The sequence below is a fragment of the Fibrella musci genome, from assembly GCF_041321105.1.
In the GTDB taxonomy this organism is placed as follows: Bacteria; Bacteroidota; Bacteroidia; order Cytophagales; family Spirosomataceae; genus Fibrella; species Fibrella musci.
Genome location: NZ_JBGGWD010000007.1, coordinates 524573 through 550042 on the forward strand (window position 1 = coordinate 524573; position 25470 = coordinate 550042).

The 25470-nt window shown below is 57.8% G+C and carries 22 protein-coding genes; 9 read left to right on the forward strand and 13 right to left on the reverse strand.

All coding sequences use genetic code 11. From position 1 onward, the window contains the following. The first annotated feature begins 52 nt into the window (after nt 1–52). Together aroB and ACAW74_RS24235 are read left to right on the forward strand one after the other, a co-directional pair. Nucleotides 53–1075 (forward strand): 3-dehydroquinate synthase, encoded by a 1023-nt coding sequence (aroB, locus tag ACAW74_RS24230; protein ID WP_370700832.1) that lies wholly within the window; start codon nt 53–55, stop codon nt 1073–1075. A gap of 126 nt (nt 1076–1201) precedes the next feature. Then, nucleotides 1202–1771, forward strand: a complete 570-nt coding sequence (locus ACAW74_RS24235) for a DUF4136 domain-containing protein (RefSeq protein ID WP_015330804.1) — start codon at nt 1202–1204, stop codon at nt 1769–1771. A gap of 127 nt (nt 1772–1898) precedes the next feature. Here the strand turns inward: ACAW74_RS24235 and ACAW74_RS24240 are convergent, their stop codons facing one another. Together ACAW74_RS24240 and ACAW74_RS24245 are read right to left on the reverse strand one after the other, a co-directional pair. Beyond that, nucleotides 1899–2168: a UBP-type zinc finger domain-containing protein gene (locus tag ACAW74_RS24240; RefSeq protein WP_370700833.1), complete on the reverse strand. Its 270-nt coding sequence runs from the start codon at nt 2166–2168 to the stop codon at nt 1899–1901. A gap of 153 nt (nt 2169–2321) precedes the next feature. Further along, entirely contained in the window at nt 2322–3068 is a 747-nt protein-coding gene (locus ACAW74_RS24245) for a hypothetical protein (RefSeq protein WP_370700834.1), read from the reverse strand. Nucleotides 3069–3321: 253 nt separating this feature from the next. On the opposite strand from ACAW74_RS24245, the gene ACAW74_RS24250 reads away from it, so the two are divergent. Next, complete coding sequence (locus ACAW74_RS24250; protein ID WP_370700907.1) at nt 3322–4656, forward strand: APC family permease; 1335 nt, start codon at nt 3322–3324, stop codon at nt 4654–4656. A 104-nt stretch (nt 4657–4760) separates the two neighbouring features. Here ACAW74_RS24250 and ACAW74_RS24255 read toward each other — a convergent pair whose 3' ends face one another. From ACAW74_RS24255 to ACAW74_RS24265, 3 genes are all read right to left on the reverse strand, one after another. Beyond that, nucleotides 4761–5945: a zinc-dependent alcohol dehydrogenase gene (locus ACAW74_RS24255; RefSeq protein ID WP_370700835.1), complete on the reverse strand. Its 1185-nt coding sequence runs from the start codon at nt 5943–5945 to the stop codon at nt 4761–4763. Between the two features lie 103 nt (nt 5946–6048). Then, nucleotides 6049–6906 (reverse strand): SRPBCC family protein, encoded by an 858-nt coding sequence (locus ACAW74_RS24260; RefSeq protein WP_370700836.1) that lies wholly within the window; start codon nt 6904–6906, stop codon nt 6049–6051. 149 nt (nt 6907–7055) lie between these two features. Then, nucleotides 7056–8741, reverse strand: coding sequence for an ArnT family glycosyltransferase (locus ACAW74_RS24265; protein WP_370700837.1), 1686 nt, complete (start codon nt 8739–8741; stop codon nt 7056–7058). A gap of 115 nt (nt 8742–8856) precedes the next feature. Here ACAW74_RS24265 and ACAW74_RS24270 point away from each other — a divergent pair, with 115 nt between their 5' ends. Both ACAW74_RS24270 and ACAW74_RS24275 read left to right on the forward strand, forming a co-directional pair. Then, nucleotides 8857–10224: a sigma-54-dependent transcriptional regulator gene (locus tag ACAW74_RS24270; RefSeq protein ID WP_370700838.1), complete on the forward strand. Its 1368-nt coding sequence runs from the start codon at nt 8857–8859 to the stop codon at nt 10222–10224. Nucleotides 10225–10333: 109 nt separating this feature from the next. Further along, nucleotides 10334–11737, forward strand: a complete 1404-nt coding sequence (locus tag ACAW74_RS24275; protein ID WP_370700839.1) for a sensor histidine kinase — start codon at nt 10334–10336, stop codon at nt 11735–11737. Nucleotides 11738–11780: 43 nt separating this feature from the next. Here ACAW74_RS24275 and ACAW74_RS24280 read toward each other — a convergent pair whose 3' ends face one another. The 4 genes from ACAW74_RS24280 to ACAW74_RS24295 all read right to left on the reverse strand — a co-directional run bounded on the left by ACAW74_RS24280 (nt 11781) and on the right by ACAW74_RS24295 (nt 16053). Further along, a complete protein-coding gene (locus ACAW74_RS24280; RefSeq protein ID WP_370700840.1) occupies nt 11781–12179 on the reverse strand; it encodes an iron chaperone in 399 nt (132 codons plus the stop codon). Nucleotides 12180–12243: 64 nt separating this feature from the next. Continuing rightward, nucleotides 12244–12687: a hypothetical protein gene (locus tag ACAW74_RS24285; RefSeq protein WP_370700841.1), complete on the reverse strand. Its 444-nt coding sequence runs from the start codon at nt 12685–12687 to the stop codon at nt 12244–12246. A 433-nt stretch (nt 12688–13120) separates the two neighbouring features. Next, complete coding sequence (locus ACAW74_RS24290; RefSeq protein WP_370700842.1) at nt 13121–14356, reverse strand: PQQ-dependent sugar dehydrogenase; 1236 nt, start codon at nt 14354–14356, stop codon at nt 13121–13123. Nucleotides 14357–14520: 164 nt separating this feature from the next. Next, nucleotides 14521–16053, reverse strand: coding sequence for a T9SS type B sorting domain-containing protein (locus ACAW74_RS24295; RefSeq protein ID WP_370700843.1), 1533 nt, complete (start codon nt 16051–16053; stop codon nt 14521–14523). Between the two features lie 182 nt (nt 16054–16235). On the opposite strand from ACAW74_RS24295, the gene ACAW74_RS24300 reads away from it, so the two are divergent. Beyond that, complete coding sequence (locus ACAW74_RS24300) at nt 16236–16739, forward strand: heme-degrading domain-containing protein (RefSeq protein ID WP_370700844.1); 504 nt, start codon at nt 16236–16238, stop codon at nt 16737–16739. Between the two features lie 15 nt (nt 16740–16754). Here ACAW74_RS24300 and ACAW74_RS24305 read toward each other — a convergent pair whose 3' ends face one another. The 4 genes from ACAW74_RS24305 to katG all read right to left on the reverse strand — a co-directional run bounded on the left by ACAW74_RS24305 (nt 16755) and on the right by katG (nt 20564). After that, nucleotides 16755–17057, reverse strand: coding sequence for a DUF1330 domain-containing protein (locus tag ACAW74_RS24305; protein WP_370700845.1), 303 nt, complete (start codon nt 17055–17057; stop codon nt 16755–16757). A gap of 7 nt (nt 17058–17064) precedes the next feature. Continuing rightward, the gene (locus ACAW74_RS24310) at nt 17065–17676 is read right to left on the reverse strand and encodes a hypothetical protein (RefSeq protein WP_370700846.1); all 612 of its coding nucleotides are present in this window, start codon (nt 17674–17676) and stop codon (nt 17065–17067) included. A gap of 91 nt (nt 17677–17767) precedes the next feature. Beyond that, nucleotides 17768–18154: a hypothetical protein gene (locus ACAW74_RS24315; RefSeq protein ID WP_370700847.1), complete on the reverse strand. Its 387-nt coding sequence runs from the start codon at nt 18152–18154 to the stop codon at nt 17768–17770. Nucleotides 18155–18284: 130 nt separating this feature from the next. After that, entirely contained in the window at nt 18285–20564 is a 2280-nt protein-coding gene (gene katG / locus ACAW74_RS24320) for a catalase/peroxidase HPI (protein WP_370700848.1), read from the reverse strand. A 230-nt stretch (nt 20565–20794) separates the two neighbouring features. Here katG and ACAW74_RS24325 point away from each other — a divergent pair, with 230 nt between their 5' ends. The 3 genes from ACAW74_RS24325 (at nt 20795) to ACAW74_RS24335 (ending at nt 25404) form a co-directional block, all read left to right on the forward strand. Beyond that, nucleotides 20795–21655, forward strand: coding sequence for a glycoside hydrolase family 16 protein (locus tag ACAW74_RS24325; RefSeq protein WP_370700849.1), 861 nt, complete (start codon nt 20795–20797; stop codon nt 21653–21655). Nucleotides 21656–21819: 164 nt separating this feature from the next. Then, complete coding sequence (locus ACAW74_RS24330) at nt 21820–23079, forward strand: DUF2264 domain-containing protein (RefSeq protein WP_370700850.1); 1260 nt, start codon at nt 21820–21822, stop codon at nt 23077–23079. A gap of 6 nt (nt 23080–23085) precedes the next feature. After that, nucleotides 23086–25404 (forward strand): alpha-L-rhamnosidase-related protein, encoded by a 2319-nt coding sequence (locus tag ACAW74_RS24335; RefSeq protein WP_370700851.1) that lies wholly within the window; start codon nt 23086–23088, stop codon nt 25402–25404. The last annotated feature ends 66 nt before the right edge of the window (nt 25405–25470 follow it).

The window sequence follows — 25470 nt, forward strand, 5'->3', positions numbered from 1 at the left end:
CGCAACCTATCGGCGGTCGCCTACGTACTGCTGACGGTTCCCCTGCTTCGTGATGCCCCAAATTGCTCCCCTTGCTACCACGCTTCCGGCGTTTATCGACGCTCAGGCCCCTTCGGCGCTGGCTGTTCTGGTCGATAACCACACAGCCCGCCATTGTTACCCGCTCGTGAAGCCGTTGCTGCCCAAACACACACTGATCAAGATTCCGGCGGGCGAAACCCAAAAAAACCTGGGTACGTGCGAAACCATCTGGGCCGCCCTGACCAACGCCAATTTCGACCGCCACGCGCTCGTACTGAATCTCGGTGGCGGGGTCATCGGCGACATGGGCGGGTTCTGTGCGGCTACCTACAAACGGGGTATCGCCTTTGCTCAACTGCCCACCACGCTGCTCTCGCAGGTCGATGCGAGTGTGGGCGGGAAACTGGGCATCGATTTTCAGGGACTCAAAAACCATATCGGCGTCTTTACACAACCCAACGACGTGCTGATCGACACGGCATTTCTGGGTACGTTGCCCCCGCGCGAACTGCGATCGGGTTTCGCCGAAGTGATCAAGCACTGCCTCATTGCCGACGCCACCGAGTGGGAACGCCTCCGCCGCTACGACCTCGAAGACCTCGACTGGAACACCGCCGTGGCGCACTCCGTTGCAATCAAGCAGCGCGTGGTTGAGCAGGACCCGACCGAGAAGGGGTTGCGCAAGATTCTGAATTTTGGCCATACGCTGGGGCATGCCGTCGAGACACATTTTCTGGAGCGCCCCAAAGGTCGCCTGCTGCACGGCGAGGCCATTGCGGCGGGCATGATTATGGAGGCGTTTATCGCCCACCAGAAAGGAATGATCGATGCCGCGCTGCTTGCCGAAATCGAAGAATACCTGTTTGCCGTATATGGCAACGTGACGTTTACGGATGCCGATCTGGAACCGGTGCTGGCGCACACGTTGCAGGACAAAAAGAACCGCGCCGGTCAGGTACGTATGGCCCTGATCGACGGGCCGGGACAGTGCGCCTATGATGTACCGGTTACTAAATTGGAGATGCGCCAGGCCCTTGATTATTACCGGGGTTAGCTAATTATAAAATTAGCGTCCGTTGCCTTCGTTGTTTAAAACCTTAGTTCCTATATTGCTGTTCTAAGTCTGTCTTTAATCACCAAAACCAGAACATAATTAGTAACAACATTTACCAGCGAAATTATGAGCAAGTTCTTTGCCACGTCTCTTATTCTGGCCTTGTCCGGTCTTGGTCTGTTCTGTTGCTCGCCCAGTGGCGGCGGACGCCTGTTTGTTGAACACGATTATAGCTACGAAGGCCACTTCAAAGACTACAAATCATTCAACTTTCTGGAATGCGAATTTATCGACTCGACCCTGCTCTGCTCCGACATTCAGGACGCCATCCGGCACCAGATGGAAGCACGCGGTTACCGGGTCAGCAACCGCAGCCCGAACTTGCTCGTTTCGTACAATATCTTCCGTAGCGACCTTCGCTTCCGGGGCTATCAGCAACCGGTGATTAAAGACTGGGTCGTGCGCGAAGACGACGATGCAACCTACAAACGCATCGACTACAACCTCGACGAAGGCACACTGATGATTTCGCTCATCGACGCCGAATCGTATCAGGTGATCTGGAAAGGATACGCGTCGAAAATGATGCGCAACCAGAACTTCAAGAACAATTACTTCAAAGGCATCGTCCGGTCGATCTTCGACCAGTACCCGCTCATGGCGACCAACAGCTCGAGCTCCGGCTACGGGAGGTAAGTTGAACGAACAATGTACGATGTATAATGCACAATGGGCCGGGCGGCGAACCGCTGACGCAAGATTACTTATGCGTCAGCGGTTCGCCGCCCGGCCCATTGTGCATTATACATCGTACATTGTTCGTTCAATAACTGGCAATCTGCTCGTGGGCGTAACACCAGAGCCAGCGTTCGCCGGGTTCGGCAGAGGTCACGACCGGGTGGCCCGTTGCGTGGAAATGCTTCGTCGCGTGCTGATTCGGCGATGAATCGCAGCAGTGCGTGTGGCCACAGGTTTGGCAGGTACGTAGGTGCACCCACGAATCGCCCGTTTTAACACATTCCTCACACACATAGGCCTGCGCGGGCTTGATGTCGGTCAGCGCAAGCAGGTCTTCGCAGGCTTTCTGTCTCATGTGTTAAAAATAATGCAAGATTGGTAATGTAGGGTCGGTAATGCACAATGAATAATGTACGATGCACAATGGGCTGACCGGTCCGCCGGTGCGGCGTCTACTCTTGCGCCAGCCCATTGTGCATCGTACATTGTTCATTGTGCATTACCGACCCTACCTCCGGTTGCTCGTCTTGGCAGCTCCTGGGGTAGGTTTGTTGCGTTTGGCGGCGTCGCTGGCAGAACCTTCCTTCTGTCCCTGTTTGGTCAGGCTCAGGTTTGAGCCACCCTGCGACGGAGCGCCATTAGCGCCCGTTTTCTGAGCTGAGCTAGCCTGTCCCGCTGCTGACGCCGGCTGGCTTTTATCATTGGCGTCCATGGCAGCAGCCCGGCTCTTTGGCTTCACCGAGCGGGTTTCCTTCGTTCGGGTGCCGGGCGCGCCACCGTTGGAGGCCACACTGCCCGAGCCATCGGAGGTGCTACCCTGCGTCTGTACTGGCTTGGTACCTGCATTGCCCACATTCCCGTTGCGCGTGCCCGATGCCGATTTCACCGGTTTCTGTACCGGGATGTTCGGTTTTTCAGCCTTGTTGCCCGTGCTTGCAGCTCCGCTCGTAGGGGTGTTGTTAGCAGCGGTGCCCCCACCCGACGCATTCTTTTTATCGCCACCCGGCGGGGACACGTTGGTAGGCGACGTAGGCGAAAGGTTCGAATTACCCGACCGCGATACGCCGTCTTTCATTTTCTCGCTACCGCGTGTACCCACCTGTTCGCCGCCTTTCCGTTGCAGCCCTTCGGTCGAAGACGTATTGCGTTGCCCACTCTTGGCCGTGTTACCGGCCCCACTCGGCTGCGTTTGTGCCAGCGCGGCGGTGCTCAAAAAAAGCCCCAGTGCCAGGCTGGCTATCCATTGTCGTTTCATAACGTTGCGTTTACAAGTCTATTAAATCAATAAACTATCAATACAAATCTATGTTTCGCTAAAATGTCGCAGTGGCGAACGGGCCGAAATGGTTTGGCGTTTGCCGTTTGATGTTAGCCGATGTCGTTGATCCGTAAATATGGGCCGCACCGTCAACCTCGTACCATCAAACGCCCCGTTACTATTGAATACACCGCTACCGAATTCGTCTGATACCAACCCAACCGACGCGCTGCCCCGACGGTTGAGTCTTTTGCAGGGCACGGCCCTCAACATGATCGACATGGTGGGGATTGGGCCATTCGTGGTGCTGCCTATCGTGATGAAAAGCGTGGGTGGGCCGCACTTTTTACTAGCCTGGGCTCTCGGCGCGCTCGTGTCGTTGATCGATGCATCCGTGTGGGCCGAATTGGGCGCGGCGTATCCGCAGGCGGGTGGCAGTTACAACTTCCTCAAGATTGCGTTTGGCGAACGGCGCTGGGGGCGGCTGCTCTCATTTCTGTATGTCTGGCAGACGCTCATTCAGGCCCCGCTGGTGGTGGCGTCGGGCGCCATTGGCTTCGCGCAGTACGCTTCTTACCTGTACCCGCTCGACGAACTGACGAGCCGTTGCCTCTCAGGCGCGGTTGTCCTGCTGGTGATTGCCCTGCTGTATCGCCGGATCGACGGTATTGGGCGCATCAGCGTGTTGCTGTGGGTCTGCGTGCTGGGTACGATGGGCTGGCTCATCATTGGTGGCCTCTGGAACGGCAAACAGCCCGTAGGTACGTTGCTGGGCGACGCCTGGACCGCTGCCGGGGAGGTATCGCCGCTGGTACTGGCCACGGCGATCGGCAGCGCTTCGGTCAAAACCATTTATTGCTACCTGGGCTACTACAACATCGCGCACCTGGGCGGCGAAATCCGCAATCCCGAGCGCAACATTCCGTTGAGCATGTTTTTGTCGGTGGTGGGTATCGCGCTGCTGTATGGGCTACTCAACCTGAGTGTGGCGAGTGTGGTGCCGTTTCAGGAGGCAGCCAATAGCCCGTTTATCGTCAGTACGATGGTCGAAACGTTGTATGGACCGGGTGCGGCGCGGCTAGCGACACTGATGATTCTGCTGGTGGCGTTTTCGTCGCTGTTTGCTGTCTTGCTGGGGTATTCGCGCGTGCCGTATGCCGCCGCTGCCGACGGGCAGTTTCTATCGGTTTTCGCCAAACTTCACCCCACGCGCCAGTTTCCGTATGTCTCGCTGCTGTTTCTGGGCGGGCTGGCGTTTGTCTTCAGCCTGCTGTTCAAACTATCATCGGTGATCACGGCCATTCTGGCGATGCGCGTGGTCGTGCAGTTTATTGGGCAGGCGGTTGGGCTAATGCTCCTGCATCGTCGTGCCCGTCTGACTGCAACGACCGACGGGCAACCCGCCATTCGGTTTCCCTTCCGGATGCCGCTCTACCCGCTGCCGGCCCTGCTGGCGATCGGCATCTGGAGCTTTATCTTTTACTCGACCGGCACCAGCTACATGATTTCCGGGATGGTCGTTACGCTGCTGGGTACGTTAGTCTACCTGATCACCGCCCGCGTCAGAAAGGTGTGGCCTTTTTGACATGTTCAAGGTTCAACGTCCAAGGTTCAATGTTAGCTGGCGCAAGTGTATTACTGACGCGCCAGCTAACATTGAACCTTGGACGTTGAACCTTGAACTCCTTTTTACGCAAACGTCCCGCTAGGGAGCAGGACAGCTTTCAGAATGCCATCGGCGCGGCGGTTGAAGGTGTCATAGGCCGTCATGCCCTGTTCAAGCGTAAACGTATGCGTGAACATGTACGACGGGTCGACTTCTCCCTTCTGAATATGCTCGAACAGGCGCGGAATGTAGCGCTGGGCATGGAGCTGTCCCATCTTCCAGGTCAGGCCTTTGTTCATGGCGGCACCCATCGGAATGCTGTCGACAAAGCCACCATACACGCCCACAATCGACAGGTTACCGCCTTTTTTCGCCGCGATAATCATCTGCCGCAGCACCAGGGGCCGGTCGCTTTCAATCCGCACGTACTGTTTCGCCTTGTCCATGTAATACTGGAATGAGTCGTCGACAGCCTCGGTGCCGACCGCATCGATGCAGCAGTCGACGCCGCGTCCGGCGGTCATTTCCTTTAGCGCCTGCAACACATCAACCTTCGAGAAATCAATGATTTCGGCTTTGCAGTGCTTGCGGGCCAGTTCGAGTCGAGCCGGTTCGCGGTCGATGCAGATCACCCGCCCCGCACCCATCAGCCACGCGCTTTGCATCGCCATCTGCCCGACGCCACCGGCACCCCACACGGCCACAATGTCGCCCGGTTTGATATCGGCCATATCGGCGGCCATGTAGCCCGTTGGGAAAGCATCGGCGCAGGCAATCGCTTGATCGTTACGGATGCTTTCAGGCACTACAAAACAGCCTTTGTCGGCAAACGGAACACGCACAAACTCGGCGTGTCCACCGGCGTAACCGCCGAATGAATGCGAGTAGCCGTAGAGCGCCGCCGGGGCATCGCCAAACATCGGCTCGACCATGTAGGCGTTGGGGTTCGAGTTATCGCAGAGCGACCACGACTCGTTTTTGCAGTAGGCACATTCGCCGCAGCCGATGGTTGCCGCCACCACTACCCGATCGCCGCGTTTGAGGTTTTTCACCCCGGGGCCAATCTCAACCACCTCGCCCATGAATTCATGGCCGATGATGTCGCCCGCCATCATGGTGGGGATGTAGCCGTTAAGCAAGTGGAGGTCAGACCCGCAGGTAGCCGACCCAATCACGCGCAGAATAGCATCCTGCGCATCGACAATAAACGGATCGGGCACGCGCATCGGGCGCAAATCATACCGACCCTGGAAGGTTAGTGCTTTCATAGGGAAAGGGCGGTTTGACGTTTGAGGTTCAAGGTTTGACGTTGCTACCTAGACTACAGCATTTAGTGCAACATTAAACCCTAAACACCAAACCTTAAACCCGTTAGATGATCGCGTTTTGAGCGTTTTCTTTATCCGATTTGGGACTGCTTGAGTGCGTCTGGGGCTGGTCGAGGTGCTGGCGCAGGGCGGGGTTAATGCGCTCCGGCTCCCGACCCGACGGGCCTTCGTTGGATGGGATCAGGCCCGTTTCCATGATGCGCTTGAACCGGCGGATGTCTTCTTTCACCATCTGCCGGAAGGCGGGCTGGAATAGTTTGGCTACGGCAGAGCCCAGTTGCCCGGCGGGCGGCGAGTACCGGATGGTTACGTGAACCTCGGTGCCCCGGCCAGGAGGCGCGTCCTGGAAGCGCACTTCCCCTGCGTTGTCGACTGTCGATTCGCTGATTGACCGCCATAGAAGCCGTTCGTTTTTAACTTCTTCGATGATTTCGGCGTCCCACTCGAGGTTGCCGATGGCGTCGATCTTCTCGGTGCCTGGTACCGGCGCCACCCAGTGCGACCGCCGCTCGTCGAGTTGCGTCACCGACTGGAGGTGCTTCATGAACTTGGGCAGATTTTCGAGTTTCCGCCAGTACTGATAGACTTCCTCACGCGGCTTATTCACCGTAATGCTCCGGCTGATTTCGAGCGGTTCGATGCGGCTGTCTTCGGCCGTATTGCGGCCAACCGCCTGATTGATGGGACAGTAGCCCGAGGCGCCCCGGAATGCCAGGTAGCCGCCGAGCGTAGCCAGCAGCCAGCTCCCGCGCCTTGCGCCGATCGTCGTCAATAAAGCGCCCGCCGCTGCTGAGATGATCCGCTCGTTCTGGCCGATATTGACTACACTTGAGCCGGTAGCAAAAGGCTCGATAGACGACATGCCTTTGAAGTCGCCCATCGCAAACTGTTTGTCTGCCATACTGATTGGGTTGAGTTAGTACTTATTCTACCAGTCAACTCGGGTATCCATCAGTTGGCGCAGTTTGTGAGGGAGCGGGACAAGGCAGCCAGGTACGTTGCTTCTCTGAGTCAGGAGGATTCGGCAACGTACCTGGCTACGCCCTCAACCTATCTCACCTCAGCCAGCACATACGCCCGTAGCGTGCTGGGGCGGGTTTCCGGGTTCAGGAACGTACCCGACAGCTGACTGACATGGTAGTAGGGAAACGTGGCGATCCGACGTACCTGGAAACCGTGCTGCGCCAGCGAATCGGCGTAAGGCGCGCTCGTAAACACCTGCACCGGTCCCGCCTGCGTGGCCTGTTTCAGCGTCGAATCCTGATACACATACTGCGTGGGCTGTTTTGTGTAGTATTCATACGACCACGAGCTTTCGCCAAACGTATGCACGCCATACAGGTACGTTTTCCGTTGCAGCGCGGGCTTTTCGTTAGCAAAATCGGCCGCTTTCATCCCCGCCTGATACTCCATGATCGAAGGGTACAGAATCAGGTTGATCACCCCACCCAACATCGCCATCAAGCCCACCATCCGGCCCATCAACGTACCCAGCGGGCCACGCTCAGCGGTCTGATAACGCCAGAACAGGGCCGCCGTCGTTACTGTGAACAGCCCGATCCAGAGCAGGCCTTCCAGTAACCGGGCCGGTTGGTAGAAGAGCACGATGCCCGTGACAAACAGCGTTCCGACCACGCCCAGCACCGTTTGCCCGATCACCCAGCGCCGCAGCACAATTGGGGTGCGGGTGGTGAGGTAATGCGCCCCCAGGATGGTGTAGAACGGAAAGACGATGTTGAGGTAATGCGGCAGTTGGAAGCGCGACGCCGAAAACAGCACGAAGAGCGTAAGGCCCGCGCCCAGCGAGAGATATTCAGGCAGCGGATTCTGCCGACGGACGAGGCCCGCGATGGACCGCCCCACCGCTGCGTAAAACGGTAGCGCCCAGGGGAGCATCGCCCAGAGCAGCGTGTGCGTAAACAGCAGTGGATCGCCGCTGCCGCGCAGGGGGCCGTTGTTCAGGAAACGGCCCATCTGGCTATCCCAGAAGAAAAACCGCAACCCCGACGTACCTGTTTGTCCGTATACCACTTTCTCGGGGTGCGCATCAAACTGCTGGTAAAGGCAATACAGCTCGGGCGCCGTGAACACAAACGTCAGCACGATCGCCACGAGCCAACGTAGTTCAAACAGGGAACGTACCTGACCCGTCAGCAGAGCGTGGATCACGAGTCCCGCCCCTACCGTCACGATGGGCACCACCGGGCCTTTGGTCATCATGGCACAGGCGGCCAGCAGCGAACCCGCCACAATGTGCGGCCAGGCGTTGGTCTGCTTATCCTGGAAGGCGCGCAGGACATGGTAGGCCGGCCCGATAATGAAGAGCGTCAGGAAGGGCTCGGCGCGCACGTCGGTATTTGACAGGATCACGTGGTAGGCCGTACCGAACATGAGCGTCGCCACCTGCGCCACCAACACCGAATAATTAAGCCGGGCAAAACGATACGTATAAAACAGACTGCCGCAGAAACACAGTAGCGCGGGGAGTTTATAAGCCGCCGTGGTGACGCCCAGCAGCTTCATAAACAGCACGTTGAGCACAAACGGAAGCCGGGGTTTGTCGAGCCATTCGACGCCGCACGAATACAGATTGACGTAGTCGCCGGTCAGGAACATTTCTTTAGCAACGGTACCATACAGGCCGTTGTCGGGTTCCATAATCGGCAAAAACAGGGCCGTGAAGTTGGCCGCCACCACCAGACCAAGCAGGCTAAAAAAGAGAAGTTTGGAAAACATGGGCGCAAAAGTACGTGCAAGGTGCAAAGTCCGGTGTTCCCTGACGTGTTGCCAATTGTAAAAGAACCCCAACGTTAGACGTTAAACTTTGGACGTTGAACGTATTTTTACCCCTATGCAAACGGCTAAACTTCTCATCGTTGACGACGACCCCGACGTGCTGCTGGCGGCCAAGCTGCTGCTGAAGCGCCACATCGGGCAGGTCGATATTGAAAAAAATCCGGACCGCCTTCCTTTTCTGTTGGGTAACACCAACTACGACGCCGTACTACTCGACATGAATTTCACGCGCGATGTCAGCTCCGGCAAAGAAGGCTTCGACTGGCTCGACCGCATTCTCGACGCCGACCCGAGCACGCGTGTGGTGCTATTCACGGCCTACGGCGACGTGGAAATGGCCGTGCGGGCGATCAAGGCGGGAGCCGCCGATTTTGTGCTGAAGCCCTGGGAAAACGACAAGTTGGTGGAGGTGATCAAAACGGCCATCGACAGCAAGAAAGCGAGCGAAGGGTCGGGGGGGCCAGGTACGTCGGTGAAAAAAGGCGGCGCGGCCAACGCTGGCCCCGTCATTGCGCAGAGCGCAGCCATGCGCCAGATTTTAGACACGGTGGAGCGCGTAGCTCCCACCGACGCCAACATTCTGATTCTGGGCGAAAACGGCACGGGTAAAGACGTACTGGCCCGCGAGATTCACCGCCTGTCGACCCGCCGCGACAAACCATTTGTCGCCGCCGACCTCGGCGCCCTGCCCGAAAGTCTGTTTGAAAGTGAGTTGTTCGGCCACGTACGCGGTGCCTTCACCGACGCCCGCGACGACCGCGCCGGCCGTTTTGAAGAAGCGCAGGGCGGCACCATTTTTCTGGATGAAATCGGCAACGTCGGCTTGTCGCAGCAGGCAAGGCTGCTCACGGTGCTGCAACAGCGGCAGGTGATGCGCGTGGGCAGCAATAAACCCCGCCCCATCGACGTGCGGCTGATCTGCGCCACCAACGCCGACCTCAACGCCCGGGTGATCGATCGCTCGTTCCGGCAGGATTTGCTGTACCGGATCAACACCATTGAGCTGCACATTCCGCCCCTGCGCCAACGCCCCGACGACATTGGCCCCCTGGCCGAACATTTTCTGCGGCAGTATCGCAAGCAGTACAACCGGCCCGTAGGGCAGATCAGCCCCGATTTGCTGCGCCATTTGAAGCAGTATGCCTGGCCGGGTAACGTCCGCGAATTACAGCACGCCATCGAGCGGGCCGTCATTCTGGCGCGGGGTAATACACTCACGTCCGACGATTTTTTCTTTGGATCGACACCCGCCGCGATGGGCCAAACCATGCCCGGTAACGACACCTTACAGATCGAATCGATGGAACGCCGCATGATTCAGCAGGCGATGCAAAAACACGGCGGCAACATCACCGACGTCGCCCGCGAACTGGGCCTGTCGCGGCAAGCCCTGTACCGGCGCATGGAGAAATATGGACTGTAACTGTTTTCTGTCCACTGTTCACAGTCTTCTGTTGGCTGGCGCTAGCCTACTCAGGCACCAGCTAACAGAAGACTGTGAACAGTGAACGGAAGACTGAAAACGAAACCTTGTGAATCAATTTACCTGGGGTATTACGTGGCGAATGGCCGGTTTGGCGGTGATGGCCGGTCTGGCAACGTACCTGTGGCTGATCCGCAACGGCCTGGCGACAGGTACGTGGGTGCTGCCTACGCTGACGATGCCTCTGTTGGTGATTGTCGGCGGTACGCTGCTCTGGTTGGGTACGAGTCTGTATACCTATACCACGGGCGTCAACCGCAAGCTGACCTACTTTCTGGAATCGGTGCGGTACTCTGATTTTGCCGTTGGCTTCAACGCCGACAGTCAGCTGGGGCCGTCGTTTTCGCAGTTGAACCAGCAATTCAACGAGGTACTCGAAGCCTTCCGGCAGGCACGGGCCGAGAAAGAAGCTAACCTGCAATACCTCAACACCATTGTACAGCACGTCAGCGTAGGGTTGCTGGCGTTCGACGCCACGGGGCAGGTCGAGCTGGTCAATCAGGCGGCCCTTCGCTTGCTTGATACCTACCGGTTGCGGATGCTGGGTGACCTGACGAACCAGTACCCCGACCTGCCCGCTCGCCTCACCGGCCCCGACCGGCAGGCCGCGTTTGCCTACACCACCGCCAACGGCAACGACCTGGCCGTTCGGACCACCGACGTGCGGCTGCGGGGACGGCTGATCACGCTGGTTTCGCTGCAAAATATTCGGTCTGAACTGCAACAGAAAGAGGTAGACGCCTGGCAAAACCTGACCAAGGTGCTGCGGCATGAGATCATGAACTCAATGACGCCGCTCGTCTCGCTGACCGGCACCATGCAGGCCATTCTCGAACACGACATCGCCCAAAACCTCCCACCTGATCTGCCCGCCACGCCCATTCTCACCGAGGCCGTGGGCGACCTGCGCGACGCGCTGGGCACCATTGCCCAACGCGGTGAGGGAATCATGCGCTTTGTGGATGCCTATCGCAGCTTTACCACCATTCCTGCGCCGCGCATGGCCGAGGTATCGGTGGGTGCTCTGGTCCAGCGAGTCGCCGCGCTGGTACGCCCCTCGCTCGACGAACGGCATATCCAGCTCACACTCAACGTACCCAGCGCCGACGCAACAGCCGAACCGCTGCTGATCCGCGCCGACGAAGGGCAACTGGAAATGGTCTTGCTGAACCTGCTGAAGAACGCCCGCGAAGCCCTGATTCAGACGCACGAGCCCACCATCCGGCTGGCGGCTTACACCGACGGCAATCGAACCGTAATCGATGTAACCGACAATGGCCCCGGCATTGAACCCGAGGCATTGGAGCAGATTTTTATCCCGTTTTTTACGACGAAGAAAACGGGTTCAGGCATCGGGCTCAGCCTCTCGCGGCAGATGTTGCAGCAACAGGGCGGCCAACTCACCGTTAGCACCGAGGTCGGGCGGGGCAGTACCTTCCGGCTCCAGTTCTGAGCAGGTACACCGAGCCAAAAGCAATTTCGAAAACGGCCGTGCCTCAGCTGGCCTTTGCTTTCGGCTTGCGTTTTGCCGCGGCTTTCTCCCGGTTTTCGGCCACTCGATACAGCACCATGTCGCGAATGAGCTCATACGGAATGGGCTTATCGAGCGGAAACTGGATCGAGCCTTTACCTGTCTTATAGCCGGTCAGGCGCTCGTTGAACGCATTCTGCCCCGATGGCGTGGCGTAGAAACCAATGTGTTTCGCGAAAGCGGCGAAATAGACCAGATTGCCATCGAGCACGTAGGTCGGCATGGCGTATTTGATGGTTTCGGTCGCCTCCGGGGCCGCCTCCCGGATGGTGGCACGTACCTGAGTCAACAGCGCCTGAACCGCCGCCGGGAACGTGGCAATGTACGCGTCGACCGTCGTTGGAATTGAGTTGGTAGCATCCATATGGAGAACCAAGTACGCATTTTTTAGCCGCTATCAATCGGATGACGGCGCCTTTTTCTGGCCGCTACCGAAAGAAAGCATTAACCAGACCAAACGCATCTGCTGGCTCGTTGGCGCAGGTAGCGCAATACGTACCCCGCCCATCGATAGGACCTTCATATCCCAGTGGGAAGGCTTTCCGGTACGTACCGTCTTCGCTCATCATCTGCAACCGCTTGCCGGGACGATCCTGAACGATCACGTAGGTTTTGGCTGTGCCGGGAATCTTGACCAACAGCCCCTTCTGGCCTTTAACCAGCCGGGTTCCCAATGTTTGCAGTGTATGGCCGCGCTCGTTCGCCGCGTACGAATACGTTATGGTTTTAGCGCCATTGCTCAGGTCAAAGGCCAGTTTCTCCCAATTCGGGCTGGCATAATTCCCGATCATAAAGAAAGCAGACGTTTTAGGCTGCGCGTAGCTGTGGCTGGCCATCAACAAAACCAGCGTAAGTGAAAGCAGAGTCTTCATAGCGTTGTTGTCTGCTTAATCAACGCGACAGCCGCCTGAAGGTTTGAGTTAGTACCGCCCGGCTCCAGCCGGGCAGCAACGGGAGCAGTCACCAACTAGCCAGCACCCCTTTGCCCGGCTCCGGCCAGGCGGTACCATCAGGGGGCTTTGCGCAGGTATTTCAGTAGCGCCAGAATACCCAGGATGCCCAACGTCATGCCCACCAGGTAAGCCAGCCCGTATAGCACCATAAAGAGATAAGGGAGGTAGTGCATTGTATTCGCGTATACGATTTGGCAGAAAAGTAACCTGCAAAGAAGTAACCATCTGCATTTACTAGACAAGTAAGGGGTAGTATCGCTTAACCGGTCTATTGCCGGTATAAACGATACTACCCCTTGTTCACCTTTACGCGATCAGGACTGGACTGGAAGCCTGCTCAGCCTGCCATATCTTATCTTCGGTAACTGACCCGGTAAATCACTCCGTTGTTATCGTCGGTGAAAATTAACGAGCCATCGGGCATGGTGGCAATCCCAACCGGACGCCCAAACTGCGACTGATTGTTTTCGACCAAAAAGCCCGTCACAAAATCATCGATCCGAACGGGTTTTCCGTTCTCAAACTTCACCCGAACCACATTGTAGCCCGATGGCTTTGTCCGGTTCCAAGAGCCGCGCATTGTCACGAACGCATCATTCTGGTAATCCGTGGGAAAGGCCGACGTAACCGAACTGGGTGCCGTGTAGAACACCATCGCCAGCGGCGCCGCATGGGGCGTGTAGCCAATCAGGGGCACCGTGGTGCGAGCCCGAATCTGCGCGTAGGTGGTGTCGCCCATCGGGCGCGGGTGCGGGTTGTAATTACCGTCGCCGTAAATGTAGGGCCAGCCGTAAAAAGCACCCTGTTTGATCTGATTCAACTCTTCCTGTTGCTGTTCATCGCCCAGCCAGTCGATACCATGATCGAAGCCATAGAGTTCTTTGGTTTGCGGATGCCAGCCGAAGCCGATGGTGTTGCGCAACCCGCTGGCGTAGACCCGCCGATTGGTGCCGTCGGGATTCGCCACCAGCATGGTGGCATGCTCCGGGTTAGGCTCGGCGCAGGCGTTACAGGTGCTGCCCACGGTGAGGTACATTAGCCCGTCGGGCCCAAAGCCGATGGTGCGGTTAGGGTGCTGCCCCGCGTCGGGCAGATCGCCAATGAGCTGCCGCAACGTACCCAGCGACCCGTCGCCGTTGATTGGGGCCGAAAACACTTCCTTGATAGATACCAGATACATGGTTCCAGAACGAATCGTGATGCCGTGCACGCTTTTGATCGTCGCAACGACCTGCTTTTCATCGACAACCCCATCCGCATTGGTGTCGCGGAGCCGCGTTACGGTGCCCGCCTCCCGATTCGTGACATACACGTTGCCCGATTCACTGACGGCCAATTGGCGGGGTTTGCCCAGCCCATCGGCAAATTTGGCGATGGCAAAACCAGCCGGAACCCGCAGCTGACCAATCCGCTGATCGGTGGCGGCTACCAGCGCCGGCTCAAATACATTCCCTTCGACGGTCGCAGTCGTTGGTTGGTCGTTCTTCTCCGGAATCTGGGTGTTGAACGGCTCGTCTTTGTTGCAGGCCACCAACAAGGCCATCAGGCTGACGCCCAGAAGCGTAGCGGGTCTAAAAAATCGATTCATGATTGACGTTGAGCGTTAATTGCTTTTTAATACCAACGGACCCTTCTATGAATGGTTTTTAAAAACCGACCTAATAACTAAAAATCTATAGATTTTATGTTCTAATTAATCAACCACTACGCATTCCTGCCGCTTTGTCAGCGGCAAGAATGCGTCAAACCGGTTTACTGAACGAGTAAGATGCGGTTATTGACGGTCTGTGAAACCGTTTCTTTACCGGGGCGACTGAGCTTGTAGTTGATCTGCCACGTATACACGGCTGGCTGGCAACGCTGCCCCTTATACGTTCCGTCCCAGCTAAACGGAGCGCTGTTTGTCTGAAAGATAAGTTCGCCCCACCGGGTATACACCGCCATTGCCGTGAATGTGATATCGCCACAGGCAACAGGCTGAAACAAATCGTTCATCCCATCTGCGTTTGGCGAAAAAGCGTCGGGGGCCTGTATGGTACATTCGCAGCCGCTGTAATCAATGGCTACAGCGTCGTTGACCGTGGCACAGTCGTTGGTCACCGACGCCCGAAACGAGCCCGACGCATTCACCGTTCGGTCGGTTTCGGGAAACGCATCGAGCCAGCGAAACGTACCCTCGGCCACGGCGGGCTTGATCGTGTACACTTCCAGGCCACAGAGTTGCTTGTCGGGGCCCAGATCGAGCCGGGGCGGCAGCACATAACGTACCTGAATGGTATCGGCGACTGTGCAGCCCGCCTCAACCACCTGAACCCGGTACGTACCCGGACCACGGACCTGATAGGTCGGCAGTGTGCTACCGTCCTGCCAGCGATAAGTGCCGGTTACGGGCACACGCAGGGTCATCGTTTCACCTTCGCACAGGGTGGTGTCGCGGCCCAGGCTGAAATCGAGGCTGTAGTTGACGGTAATGGTATCACTTAGGGTTTTGCAGGCGGTGGTTACGGTTACCCAATACTTACCCGGCTTGCTCACTTTGAGGGTTGTCGCTGTGCTGCCCGTGTTCCATTTGTAGTCGATACCGCCGGGCGTTTTGGCGTCGAGCAGCAGCGTACTCTGCCGCCCACACAGGGTAGTGTCGCGGCCCAGATCGAGCCGGATTGGCCGGAGCGACACGTCGTCGATGAACAGATAATAGTAGCCCAGCAGCACCGGCAGCTTCACGAAATTGCCGATCGTAACGTGACTTTCGCCACCCCTCGCCACAAAACAGCCGCCCAGTTGTTCCCACTGCAACCGTTGCGGCAGGCGCTGCGGACTGTTGTCGAGCACCTGCACCTGCCCGCTCACACTCAGCAGGTCTTTCAGGGGCGAATTCAGCGGTTGTTGGGAAAAGTAAGCACCAAACGAACTCGACGGGTAGCGGGTTGGCGTTGCTGAGCTGATGTACAGTTCAAACTGGTAGGCCTCGCCCGCATCCAGCGGTTTTTTGAGCGGCGTGGCCATGTATTCGGCCCATCCCAAATCCATGAACAAGCGCCCCAACCCCTGCCCCGAATGTGGCGGCAGATCCATCTGCCCGGTATTGAAGCAGGTATGGTAAAAGTCGGGGGTGGCCCGGTTGGGATTGTACCAGGGGGCTGCTTCGGAGAGCAGATTGTCCTGCTTTGGGCAGTTCAGGTACGTTTCGAAACCACCGTTTGGGATCAGTTCCTGCGCGATTGCCCCGAGGGGAAGCAGCAAGGCCACCAACAGCTTTCGAACAAACGCCCAACGCACTAGCATATAGCCTCTTAGAAGAGAACAAATATGCTTATTTCTATAACACGTTGTATGATTTTCCGGCAGTTGGTCAATCGATTAATTACGAATAAACAGACTCGGGAGCGCACAACGTACCCAGCCGACACCTGTCTGCCTCACAGGCACCCGATGCATGAATCAGTCGTCGTGGTTAAGTTTGCCGCATGAACTCATCAATCGATCATGATCTGGCGCGGATGGCGCAGCAGGAGGCGCAGCTTCAATTCGACACGTTCGACGCCGACACGGCCTGGCAGCTGGGTAAGTTGCTGAAAGAGGCCGTTGCCGCCCGGCACAAAGCGGTGTCGATCGAGATTCGGCTGGTGGGGCAACCGCTGTTCTTCTACGCCATGCCCGGCACCACGCCCGATAATGACGACTGGATTCGGCGAAAACGGAACGTGGTTGAGCGGTTTCATCGCAGTTCCTATGCCATGGGGCTGGAATTAGCCCAAAAGCAAACGTCGCTCGACGAAAAGTGGGGTCTTTCGGTTCGGGATTATGCGCCGCACGGCGGTAGCTTTCCCATCTGGCTACGGGGTACGTTCGTTGGCACGGTCACGATTTCGGGCCTGCCGCAGCGCGAAGACCACAGCATCGTGGTAGCCGTGCTGGCCGATTGGCTCAACAAACCACTAGCCCAACTCGCTCTGACCGAGGCCGCCTGACGATCCCGCCAGTCGTTACAGCTTCACGCCCTGAATCAGTACCGACCGCTCTACCGACTGTTCTTTCAGGTGCAGAAACTGCTGACGGCGCTCGTCGCGGCTGAACGCGTGAAAATCGGCTTCGGAGTCGAATTCGACGAGGTGGATCTCATACGGTTTGTCGATCTGCTGTTCGATATAGGCCTCGTCGGTGGGTCGGATACGGGCCAGCAGGCGTCCGTTGTGGTCGGCGATCAGCGGGATAGCGACCTCCTCGAATTGATGGAAGACGGCTTCCTGCCCTTCCTTGATGTAAATCAGTTGCGTAAAATAAAGCATGTGTCAGTCAGGCGATTGTTTTGAAGTCGTCGGGTTTGGTGAAATACTCCAGGCCCAGCATCCAGCCTACGCCGATCAGAAAGCTAACTTTTTGCAGGATCGGCAAGAGTTCTAACCAATTTTGTGTGTAATAAATGTAATTATTGGCGTAAAGAATCAGCAGATAGCCGATCGTTAACACTTTGAAGACCAGCAATTTCGATTTCATAATATACACAAACAGGTAGAACAGCGCCAGCAGGCTCAGAAAGCTGGCGATTCCTATCATTGGGTCGTGGTAGGGCGTGACAGCCAGAAACGCAAAAAGCATGGACCCGGCACCACAATAAGCGATAATAGCCGCGGCCGATTTCGACGGAATGCGTCGGGAAAACCGGACGAAAAACACCCCGAAACTGATACACAGCAACAGCATCCCGGCTATTGCCCACGGCCGGGCGGGGTTGGCTAACCCATTGACAGCCTGTTCGGAAAACAGATTACACAGGTAATTCTTTGTCAAATCGAAGCCAACAGACTTGGCATCCCAATACGAGCCACCCGGGTACTGAGAAGCGGCTACGATGAGTAGGAGTAGCGCCGCGCTAATTCCGATCAGCGTCGTATGTTTCTTCAGCATGGCTAGAGTTGGGTTACAGACAACGAAATCCACGTATCACGTTATTTTTCACCTGATTCGTTGGAAAACAAGGCCACTCTAGCCAAGCTCATTATCTACCCTTTTGCTGCGCTTCGTAGGCCTTTAGCTGCTTTTGGCTCGCCAGACCGCGCCAGCTCAATTCAAGAATTTCAGTCAGCAGCGCGGCCCTATACGCATGTACCCACATACAGATGTAGGGGTACGGCTTAAAATGGTCAGGTACGTGAAACAGGTCAGGATAGCGCTCCAGGTACGTATCGCGAAGGTCGAACGCCAGACGAATCGGAACAAATTCGCCGCTATCGTGCAGACGGCACATCAGTTTTCCACGAACGGTTATAGACGGGGTGTTTTCGTGCGAAATCCCGTCTTCAGTGCCGGGAAAGGTCAACGCGATCGCCCGGACGAACTCAAAATCAGCACGATCGAATCTTGGCAATGTAGCGCTACGATCCATAACAGGTACGTTATACGTTTAGCTGGCAGGTGATGGACAGCCGTTCCTCAGCTACCTCACCAGGCTTCGTAAATATAAAAAAGGTGGCCTGTTGCCAGACCACCTTTTTTATCAGCTACTTCGTTGGCTACTAGGCCAGGTTGAAGCGGCCCAGATTCATCACTTTATCCCAGGCGGCAACGAAATCACGCACGAATTTTTCCTGCGAGTCGCTGCATCCATACACTTCAGCCACGGCGCGCAGCTCAGAATTCGACCCGAAGATCAGGTCGACACGAGTACCGCTCCATTTGGGTTCGCCCGTTTTGCGATCGCTGCCGACGAACACAGTCTGTGCGTCTGACGTAGCCCGCCAGGTGGTGCCCATGTCGAGCAGGTTCACGAAATAATCGTTGGTGAGCGCTTCGGGGCGGTTGGTGAAAACACCGTGCTTCGAGTGGTCGAAGTTGGTGTTCAGCACGCGCATACCGCCTACCAGCACCGTCAACTGCGGAATCGTCAGCGTCAGGAGTTGCGCCTTGTCAATCAGCATCTCTTCAGCCGACGACTTGTGTTTGGCGTTGACGTAGTTGCGGAAACCGTCGGCACTGTGCTCCATCGCCTGGAACGACACCACGTCGGTTTGCTCCTGCGACGCATCGCCCCGGCCCGGCGTGAACGGCACCGTTACCTCATGACCAGCGTTACGGGCGCCCTGTTCCACACCGGCGCAACCCGCCAGCACGATCAGGTCGGCCATAGAAATCTGTTTGCCATTGGCCTGCGCGCCGTTGAATTCCTGCTGAATGCCTTCGAGGGTTTTCAACACGCTAGCCAGTTGCTCCGGATCGTTTACCTTCCAGTCTTTCTGCGGAGCCAGCCGGAGGCGACCACCGTTGGTGCCACCGCGCTTGTCGGAGTTACGGTAGGTCGAGGCCGACGCCCAGGCCGTAGTCACCAGTTGCGATACCGTCAGGCCCGAGGCAAGGATTTTGCTTTTCAGCGTAGCGATATCATCAGCGTTGACGAGTTCGTGCGTCACGGCGGGGACGGGGTCCTGCCAGATCAGCTCTTCGGTGGGCACTTCGGGGCCGAGGTAACGCTCGATGGGTCCCATGTCGCGGTGCGTCAGCTTAAACCAGGCACGCGAGAAAGCGTCGGCAAACTCATCCGGATTTTCGTAGAAACGCCGTGAGATTTTCGCGTAGGCCGGGTCCGTGATCAGCGCCAGGTCGGTCGTCAGCATCATGGGAGCGTGCCGTTTCGCCGGATCGTGCGCATCGGGCACGGTACCAGCGCCGGCCCCGTTTTTGGGTTGCCACTGATGCGCGCCACCGGGGCTCTTGGTCAGTTCCCATTCATAGCTGAACAGGTGGTCGAAGTAATCATTGCTCCACTGGGTTGGCGTCTTGGTCCAGGTCACCTCCAGGCCGCTGGTGATGGTGTCGCCGCCGTGGCCGCTACCGTACGTGTTTTTCCAGCCCGTGCTCATCTCCTCGATGTTGGCACCGGCCGGTTCAGAACCAACGTACTTGGTCGGGTCGGCCGCGCCGTGGGTTTTACCAAACGTGTGGCCACCCGCGATCAGCGCTACGGTTTCTTCGTCGTTCATGGCCATGCGCCCGAACGTCTCACGAATATCGTAGGCGGCGCCCATCGGGTCGGGGTTACCGGCCGGGCCTTCGGGGTTTACGTAGATAAGGCCCATGTTGGCTGCACCCAGCGGATGTTCCAGCACACGCTCACCGTTTTTGCTACCGGCATACCGGACGCTATCGCCCAGCCATTCCGTCTCCGAACCCCAGTAGATATCTTCTTCGGGCTCCCAGATATCTTCGCGGCCACCGCCGAAGCCAAAGGTTTTCAGGCCCATTGATTCCAGGGCGCAGTTGCCGGTGAGGATCATCAAATCGGCCCACGACAGTTTCCGGCCATACTTCTGTTTGATCGGCCACAGCAGCAGGCGGGCCTTGTCGAGGTTGGTGTTATCGGGCCAGCTGTTGAGCGGAGCAAACCGCTGATCGCCCGAGCTGGCACCGCCCCGGCCATCACCGATGCGGTACGTACCTGCGCTGTGCCACGCCATCCGGATAAAGAACGGACCGTAGTGACCGTAGTCGGCGGGCCACCAGTCCTGCGAGGTAGTCATCAGGTCGTAGATATCCTGCTTGACGGCCGCCAGATCGAGGCTTTTAAATTCTTCGGCGTAGTTAAAGTCGTTGTCCATCGGATCCGTCAGCGGCGAATGTTGACGGAGGATGTTCAGTTTAAGGGCGTTGGGCCACCAATCGCGGTTGCGCGTACCACCGCCCGCGCTCTTGTTCAGCGCACCACCTGAAAATGGACATTTGCCCACCGTGTTGACGTGGCTATCATCGTTGACGTCCCATACTGATGGGTCCTTGGTATCCTGAGTTCCGTTGTCTCTCATGTTTGGCAGAGTATTATTGGTTGACGGATCAAAAATAAACGAATCTTCTTTATAGTGTTTATCTATTGTTTTTATTTCGTCATAGAATATTTCTATCAACCACTATCAGACTAACTGATAGGGTTGTACGCCTTTATTTTGGCGAGGCGCGCTGATGGATTATGAGCGAACGGCAGGGACGCTCCGCCATTTCTATGCAGCTTTGCCGCGCAACCTAACCTGTCTGCTCCATGCCCGCTTCTGCTCAGCGCTGTTTTTGTCTAGCCGTGTTGCTGTTCGTTTTCTGTCTGTCTGGGCTGGCTCAGTCCGTAACGCCCGCCTCCCCTACCGACACGACCTGGCGACTGGTCTGGGCCGATGAGTTTGATACCGACGGGCCGCCTAATCCCGCCAACTGGACGTTTGAGCGGGGCTTCGTACGTAACCACGAGCTCCAGTGGTACCAGCCCGACAATGCGTTTTGCCAGAACGGTAAGCTCATCATCGAAGGTCGACGCGAAAACCGTCCCAATCCACTGCATCAGCCCGGCAGTACCGACTGGCGCCGCAGCCGCCCGACGATCGACTACACAGCGGCCAGCCTGAAAACCCAGGGGCTACACAGCTGGCAGTATGGCCGCTTTGAAATGCGGGGGCGCATCGACGTCAGCCCCGGTTTGTGGCCTGCGTTCTGGACGTTGGGCGTCGCGGGGGAATGGCCGTCGAACGGCGAAATCGATATTATGGAGTATTACCGCAATGACCTGCTGGCCAACGTAGCCTGGGGTACGTCGAAACGCTATACGGCTAACTGGCGCACCACCAAAACGCCGCTCGCCTCGCTGGGCGGGACTGACTGGGCCAGCCGTGTTCACACCTGGCGGATGGACTGGACGCCCGAAGCGATCCGGCTGTTTGTGGATGACCGATTACTCAACGAGGTTTTGCTGGCCGAAACCATCAACGGCGACGGCTCGAGCAAGAACCCCTTCCGGCAACCGCACTACCTGCTGCTGAATCTGGCGGTTGGCGGTGACAACGGCGGCGACCCTACGGGCACAACGTTCCCGACGCGGTACGAAATCGAGTATGTACGGGTCTACCAGCGGTAAGCCGGCCGGGCAATCGTGGTTAGGCAGGATAGGCAGCCACCGCGCAGTCGGTATATCTGGCCGTCTGTTGTCTTCAACCAGCGACAGTCAGCCCGCACGTACCTGACCACCGTTCGGCTGTATACCCCCATTTTACTACGTACCCAACCAACGTACTACCGCCAATGAAACGCCGGATCATCTGTCTGCTCATCGGATTAAGCGGACTGGCCGGGCTTAGCTCCCCACTCCATGCCCAGTCGAAGAAGAAGAACGTACCCACACCCGCCCCCGCCCGCACTGACCGGCAATACTGGCTCTACGAACTGGACCGGATGGTGCGGCCTGTACTGCAAAGTCTGGCCCACGACAGCCTGCGCCTCGTGATGCCCAGGGTGGTCTCGAAACGGGTCGACAACCGCGAGCAACGGCTACAGGTGCAGTATGTGGAAGTGCTGGGTCGGGTGCTGAGCGGCATCGCCCCCTGGCTACAGGCCGAAGGCGGCAGCCCCGACGAAGTAGCCCTACGCAACCAGTACCGGCAATGGGCTGTGAAGGGCCTGTCCAACGCGCTCGATTCTACCGCCCGCGATTACATGCGGTTCAACCTGGCCGGGCAGTCGCTGGTTGATGCGTCGTTTCTGGCGCTGGCCTTCGTGCGGGCGCCCTGGTTGTGGGAACACCTCACCCCCACCGACCGCGACCGCCTCGTCAGGGCCATTCGCAGCACGCGTACATTCAAGCCCGGTTTTTCCAACTGGCTGCTGTTTTCGGCCATGAACGAAGCTTTTTTTTGCCGCTTCGGCTACGATTGGGATCCTATGCGCGTCGACTACGCCCTGCAACAACTGGAACAATGGTACGTGGGCGATGGCATGTATACCGACGGCCCCCGCTACGCCTTCGACTATTACAACAGCTATGTGATTCACCCCTATTTGGCGGCGGTTACGAGTATTATCGGCACTAAAACCAACGCCTACGCCGCCATGACCGACAAAATCAGGCGGCGCAACGAACGGTACGCCATCATTCAGGAACGGCTCATCAACGCCGATGGCTCGTTTCCGGCTACGGGTCGTTCCATTGTTTACCGGGGGGCGGCGTTCCACCATCTGGCCGATATGGCCTGGCGAAAGGCATTGCCCGCGTCACTCAAACCAGCGCAGGTGCGAGGCGCCCTCACCGCCGTACTTCGGAAAACGCTTGAAAGCCCCACCACGTACCAAAACGGCTGGCTGACGATCGGCCTCTACGGTGCGCAACCCGACATTGCCGACGTGTATAATAACCAGGGGAGTCTCTATCTCGCCACGAGCCTGTTTCTGCCGCTTGGTCTGCCCGCTACCGACCCGTTCTGGACCGACCCGCCGCACCTGTGGAGCGCGCAAGCCATCTGGAGTGGTAGCGATTTCCCCAACGATCACGGCGAAGACTTACGCTGACGACCTATGCGATTTTTTGTGCTGGCCCTGCTTTCGCTGACCGTGTCGACGCTACGGGCACAGATTTCTCTGGCCCCGGTGGCCCTCCGCACCGATTTATTGCTGCATACCGACAAGGTCTGGCACCGCGGTTTCCTGACCACGCTGACGCCCGAAACCGCTCCAGACTCCCTGCAAATGGCCCTTGTGCGCAGCGAGCGGCCTTCGTTTAGCTGGCAACTACCCGACACCCGCACCGGCCACTGTCAAACGGCCTATCAACTGGTGCTGAGTTCGTCGCGAGCCGACTGTGCCGCCGGGCGGGGCGACGTGTGGGATTCAGGGAACGTACCCAGCAGCCAGAGCGTCGGCGTATTGATACCTGCCGGGCAGCGCTTGCTGGCCAATCGGGTCTATTACTGGAAAGTCCGCGTCTGGGACGACCGGCGGCGGGTTAGCCCATATTCGGCCATCCGGGTGTTCCGCACTGGCTCTACACTCGCCGACTACGCCACGAGCCACTACCCACTGGTGAAACAGCAGCAATCGGCCCGGCAACGTACCCAGCTCAGCGGTTTACAGCTGTATGACTTCGGTGACGATGCGTTTGGACAGGTATGGCTCACGGCCCAGACAACGGCCACGACCGATTCTCTGGTGCTGCACGTAGGGGAACGGCTGACGCCCGAAGGGAACGTCCATCGTAAGCCGCCCGGCACCATCCGCTACCGGCGGCTCGTCTTGCGCCTACGCCCCGGCACACATACGTACCCGGTGCCGATCCCGCCCGACAAGCGCAATACAGGCCCAAAGGCGATTCTGATGCCCGACTACATCGGCGAGGTGTTGCCGTTCCGGTACGTCGAACTCGAAGCGCCCGCTCCGTCGGTGCAGGTGAGCGAGTTGGTACGCCACGTTGTCACGTACCCGTTCGATGAAGCCGCCGCGACCTTTAGCAGTTCCGACACCACGCTGAACCGGGTTTGGGCGCTGTGCAAACACACCATCAAAGCCACCTCCTTTGCCGGGTATTACGTCGATGGGGATCGTGAACGGATTCCCTACGAAGCTGACGCGCTCATCAACCAACTGGCGCACTACGCAACCGATGCCGAGTATACGATGGCCAAACGCTCGCTCGATTACCTCATTTTCCACGCCACCTGGCCCACCGAGTGGTCGTTGCAAAATGTGCTGATCGCCTGGAACGACTACCGCTACTCGGGCGACGCGCGCAACCTGACCCGCCTCTATGCCGACCTGAAAGCCAAACTGCTGCTCCCACTGGCCCGACCCGACGGCCTCATCAGCACCCGCACCGGCAAGCAGACACCCGCCTTTAAAGCTTCGATTCACTACGAAACCTTCGACGGACGCCCAACCCTACAGGATATCGTCGACTGGCCGCAACAGGGTGTGTTGGGCCTGGGCAAGAAAGAAGCGGGCGAAACCGACGGCTTTGTCTTTCGCGACTATAATGCGGTCGTAAATGCATTCCATTATCAGGCCCTGCAACACATGGCCGAGCTGGCTCACCAACTGGGGAAACCCGACGAGGCGGCGCAGTTCAGGCAACGGGGCGAGCAGGTCAAACAGGCCTATCAGGCAACGTTTATCGACCCCGCCACGGGCCTTGTGACCGACGGCGACAGCACCCGCCACGCCTCGTTACACGCCAACATGATGGCACTGGCTGTGGGGCTGGTGCCCGACGCCAACCGAGCGCGGGTACTGGCGCATATCCGGTCGCGGGGCATGGCCTGTAGTGTCTACGGCGCGCAGTTTCTGCTCGACGCGCTGTACAACGCCCATGAGGCCGACTACGCCCTCTCCCTGCTAACCTCGACCGCCGAACGGAGCTGGTACAACATGCTGCGGACCGGCTCCACGATGACCACCGAAGCCTGGGACACGCGCTACAAACCCAATCAGGACTGGAACCACGCCTGGGGAGCCGCCCCGGCCAATGTAATTGTACGAAAGCTAATGGGCGTCGAACCGCTCACCCCGGCCTTCGGCGTCATTCAGGTAAAACCACAGCCCGGCAGCCTGAAACAGGCCTCGCTGCAACTCCCCACATTACACGGCCCCGTGCGCGTATCGTTCATACAACGTACCCCGCGTGGATTCGCCCAGCGTGGACGTACCCAGCGCGAACTTGCTCGGCAATGGCACCTCCGATTGACGCTACCCGCCAACACGAAGGGTGTCGTCTACGTACCCCGCCTCAGCCCGACGGCTACACTCTGGCAAAACGGTCGCCGGGTTTCGGCCAAACAGGATGACCACAGCTGGCAGCTTACCAACGTACCTACGGGCACCCATCAATGGGAAGTGAGGTGGTGAGAACCCGCGTTTAGGCCTGATTGGGCTTACCGTTGGGTTCTTGACGCTCAATCAGATTACCTTTCG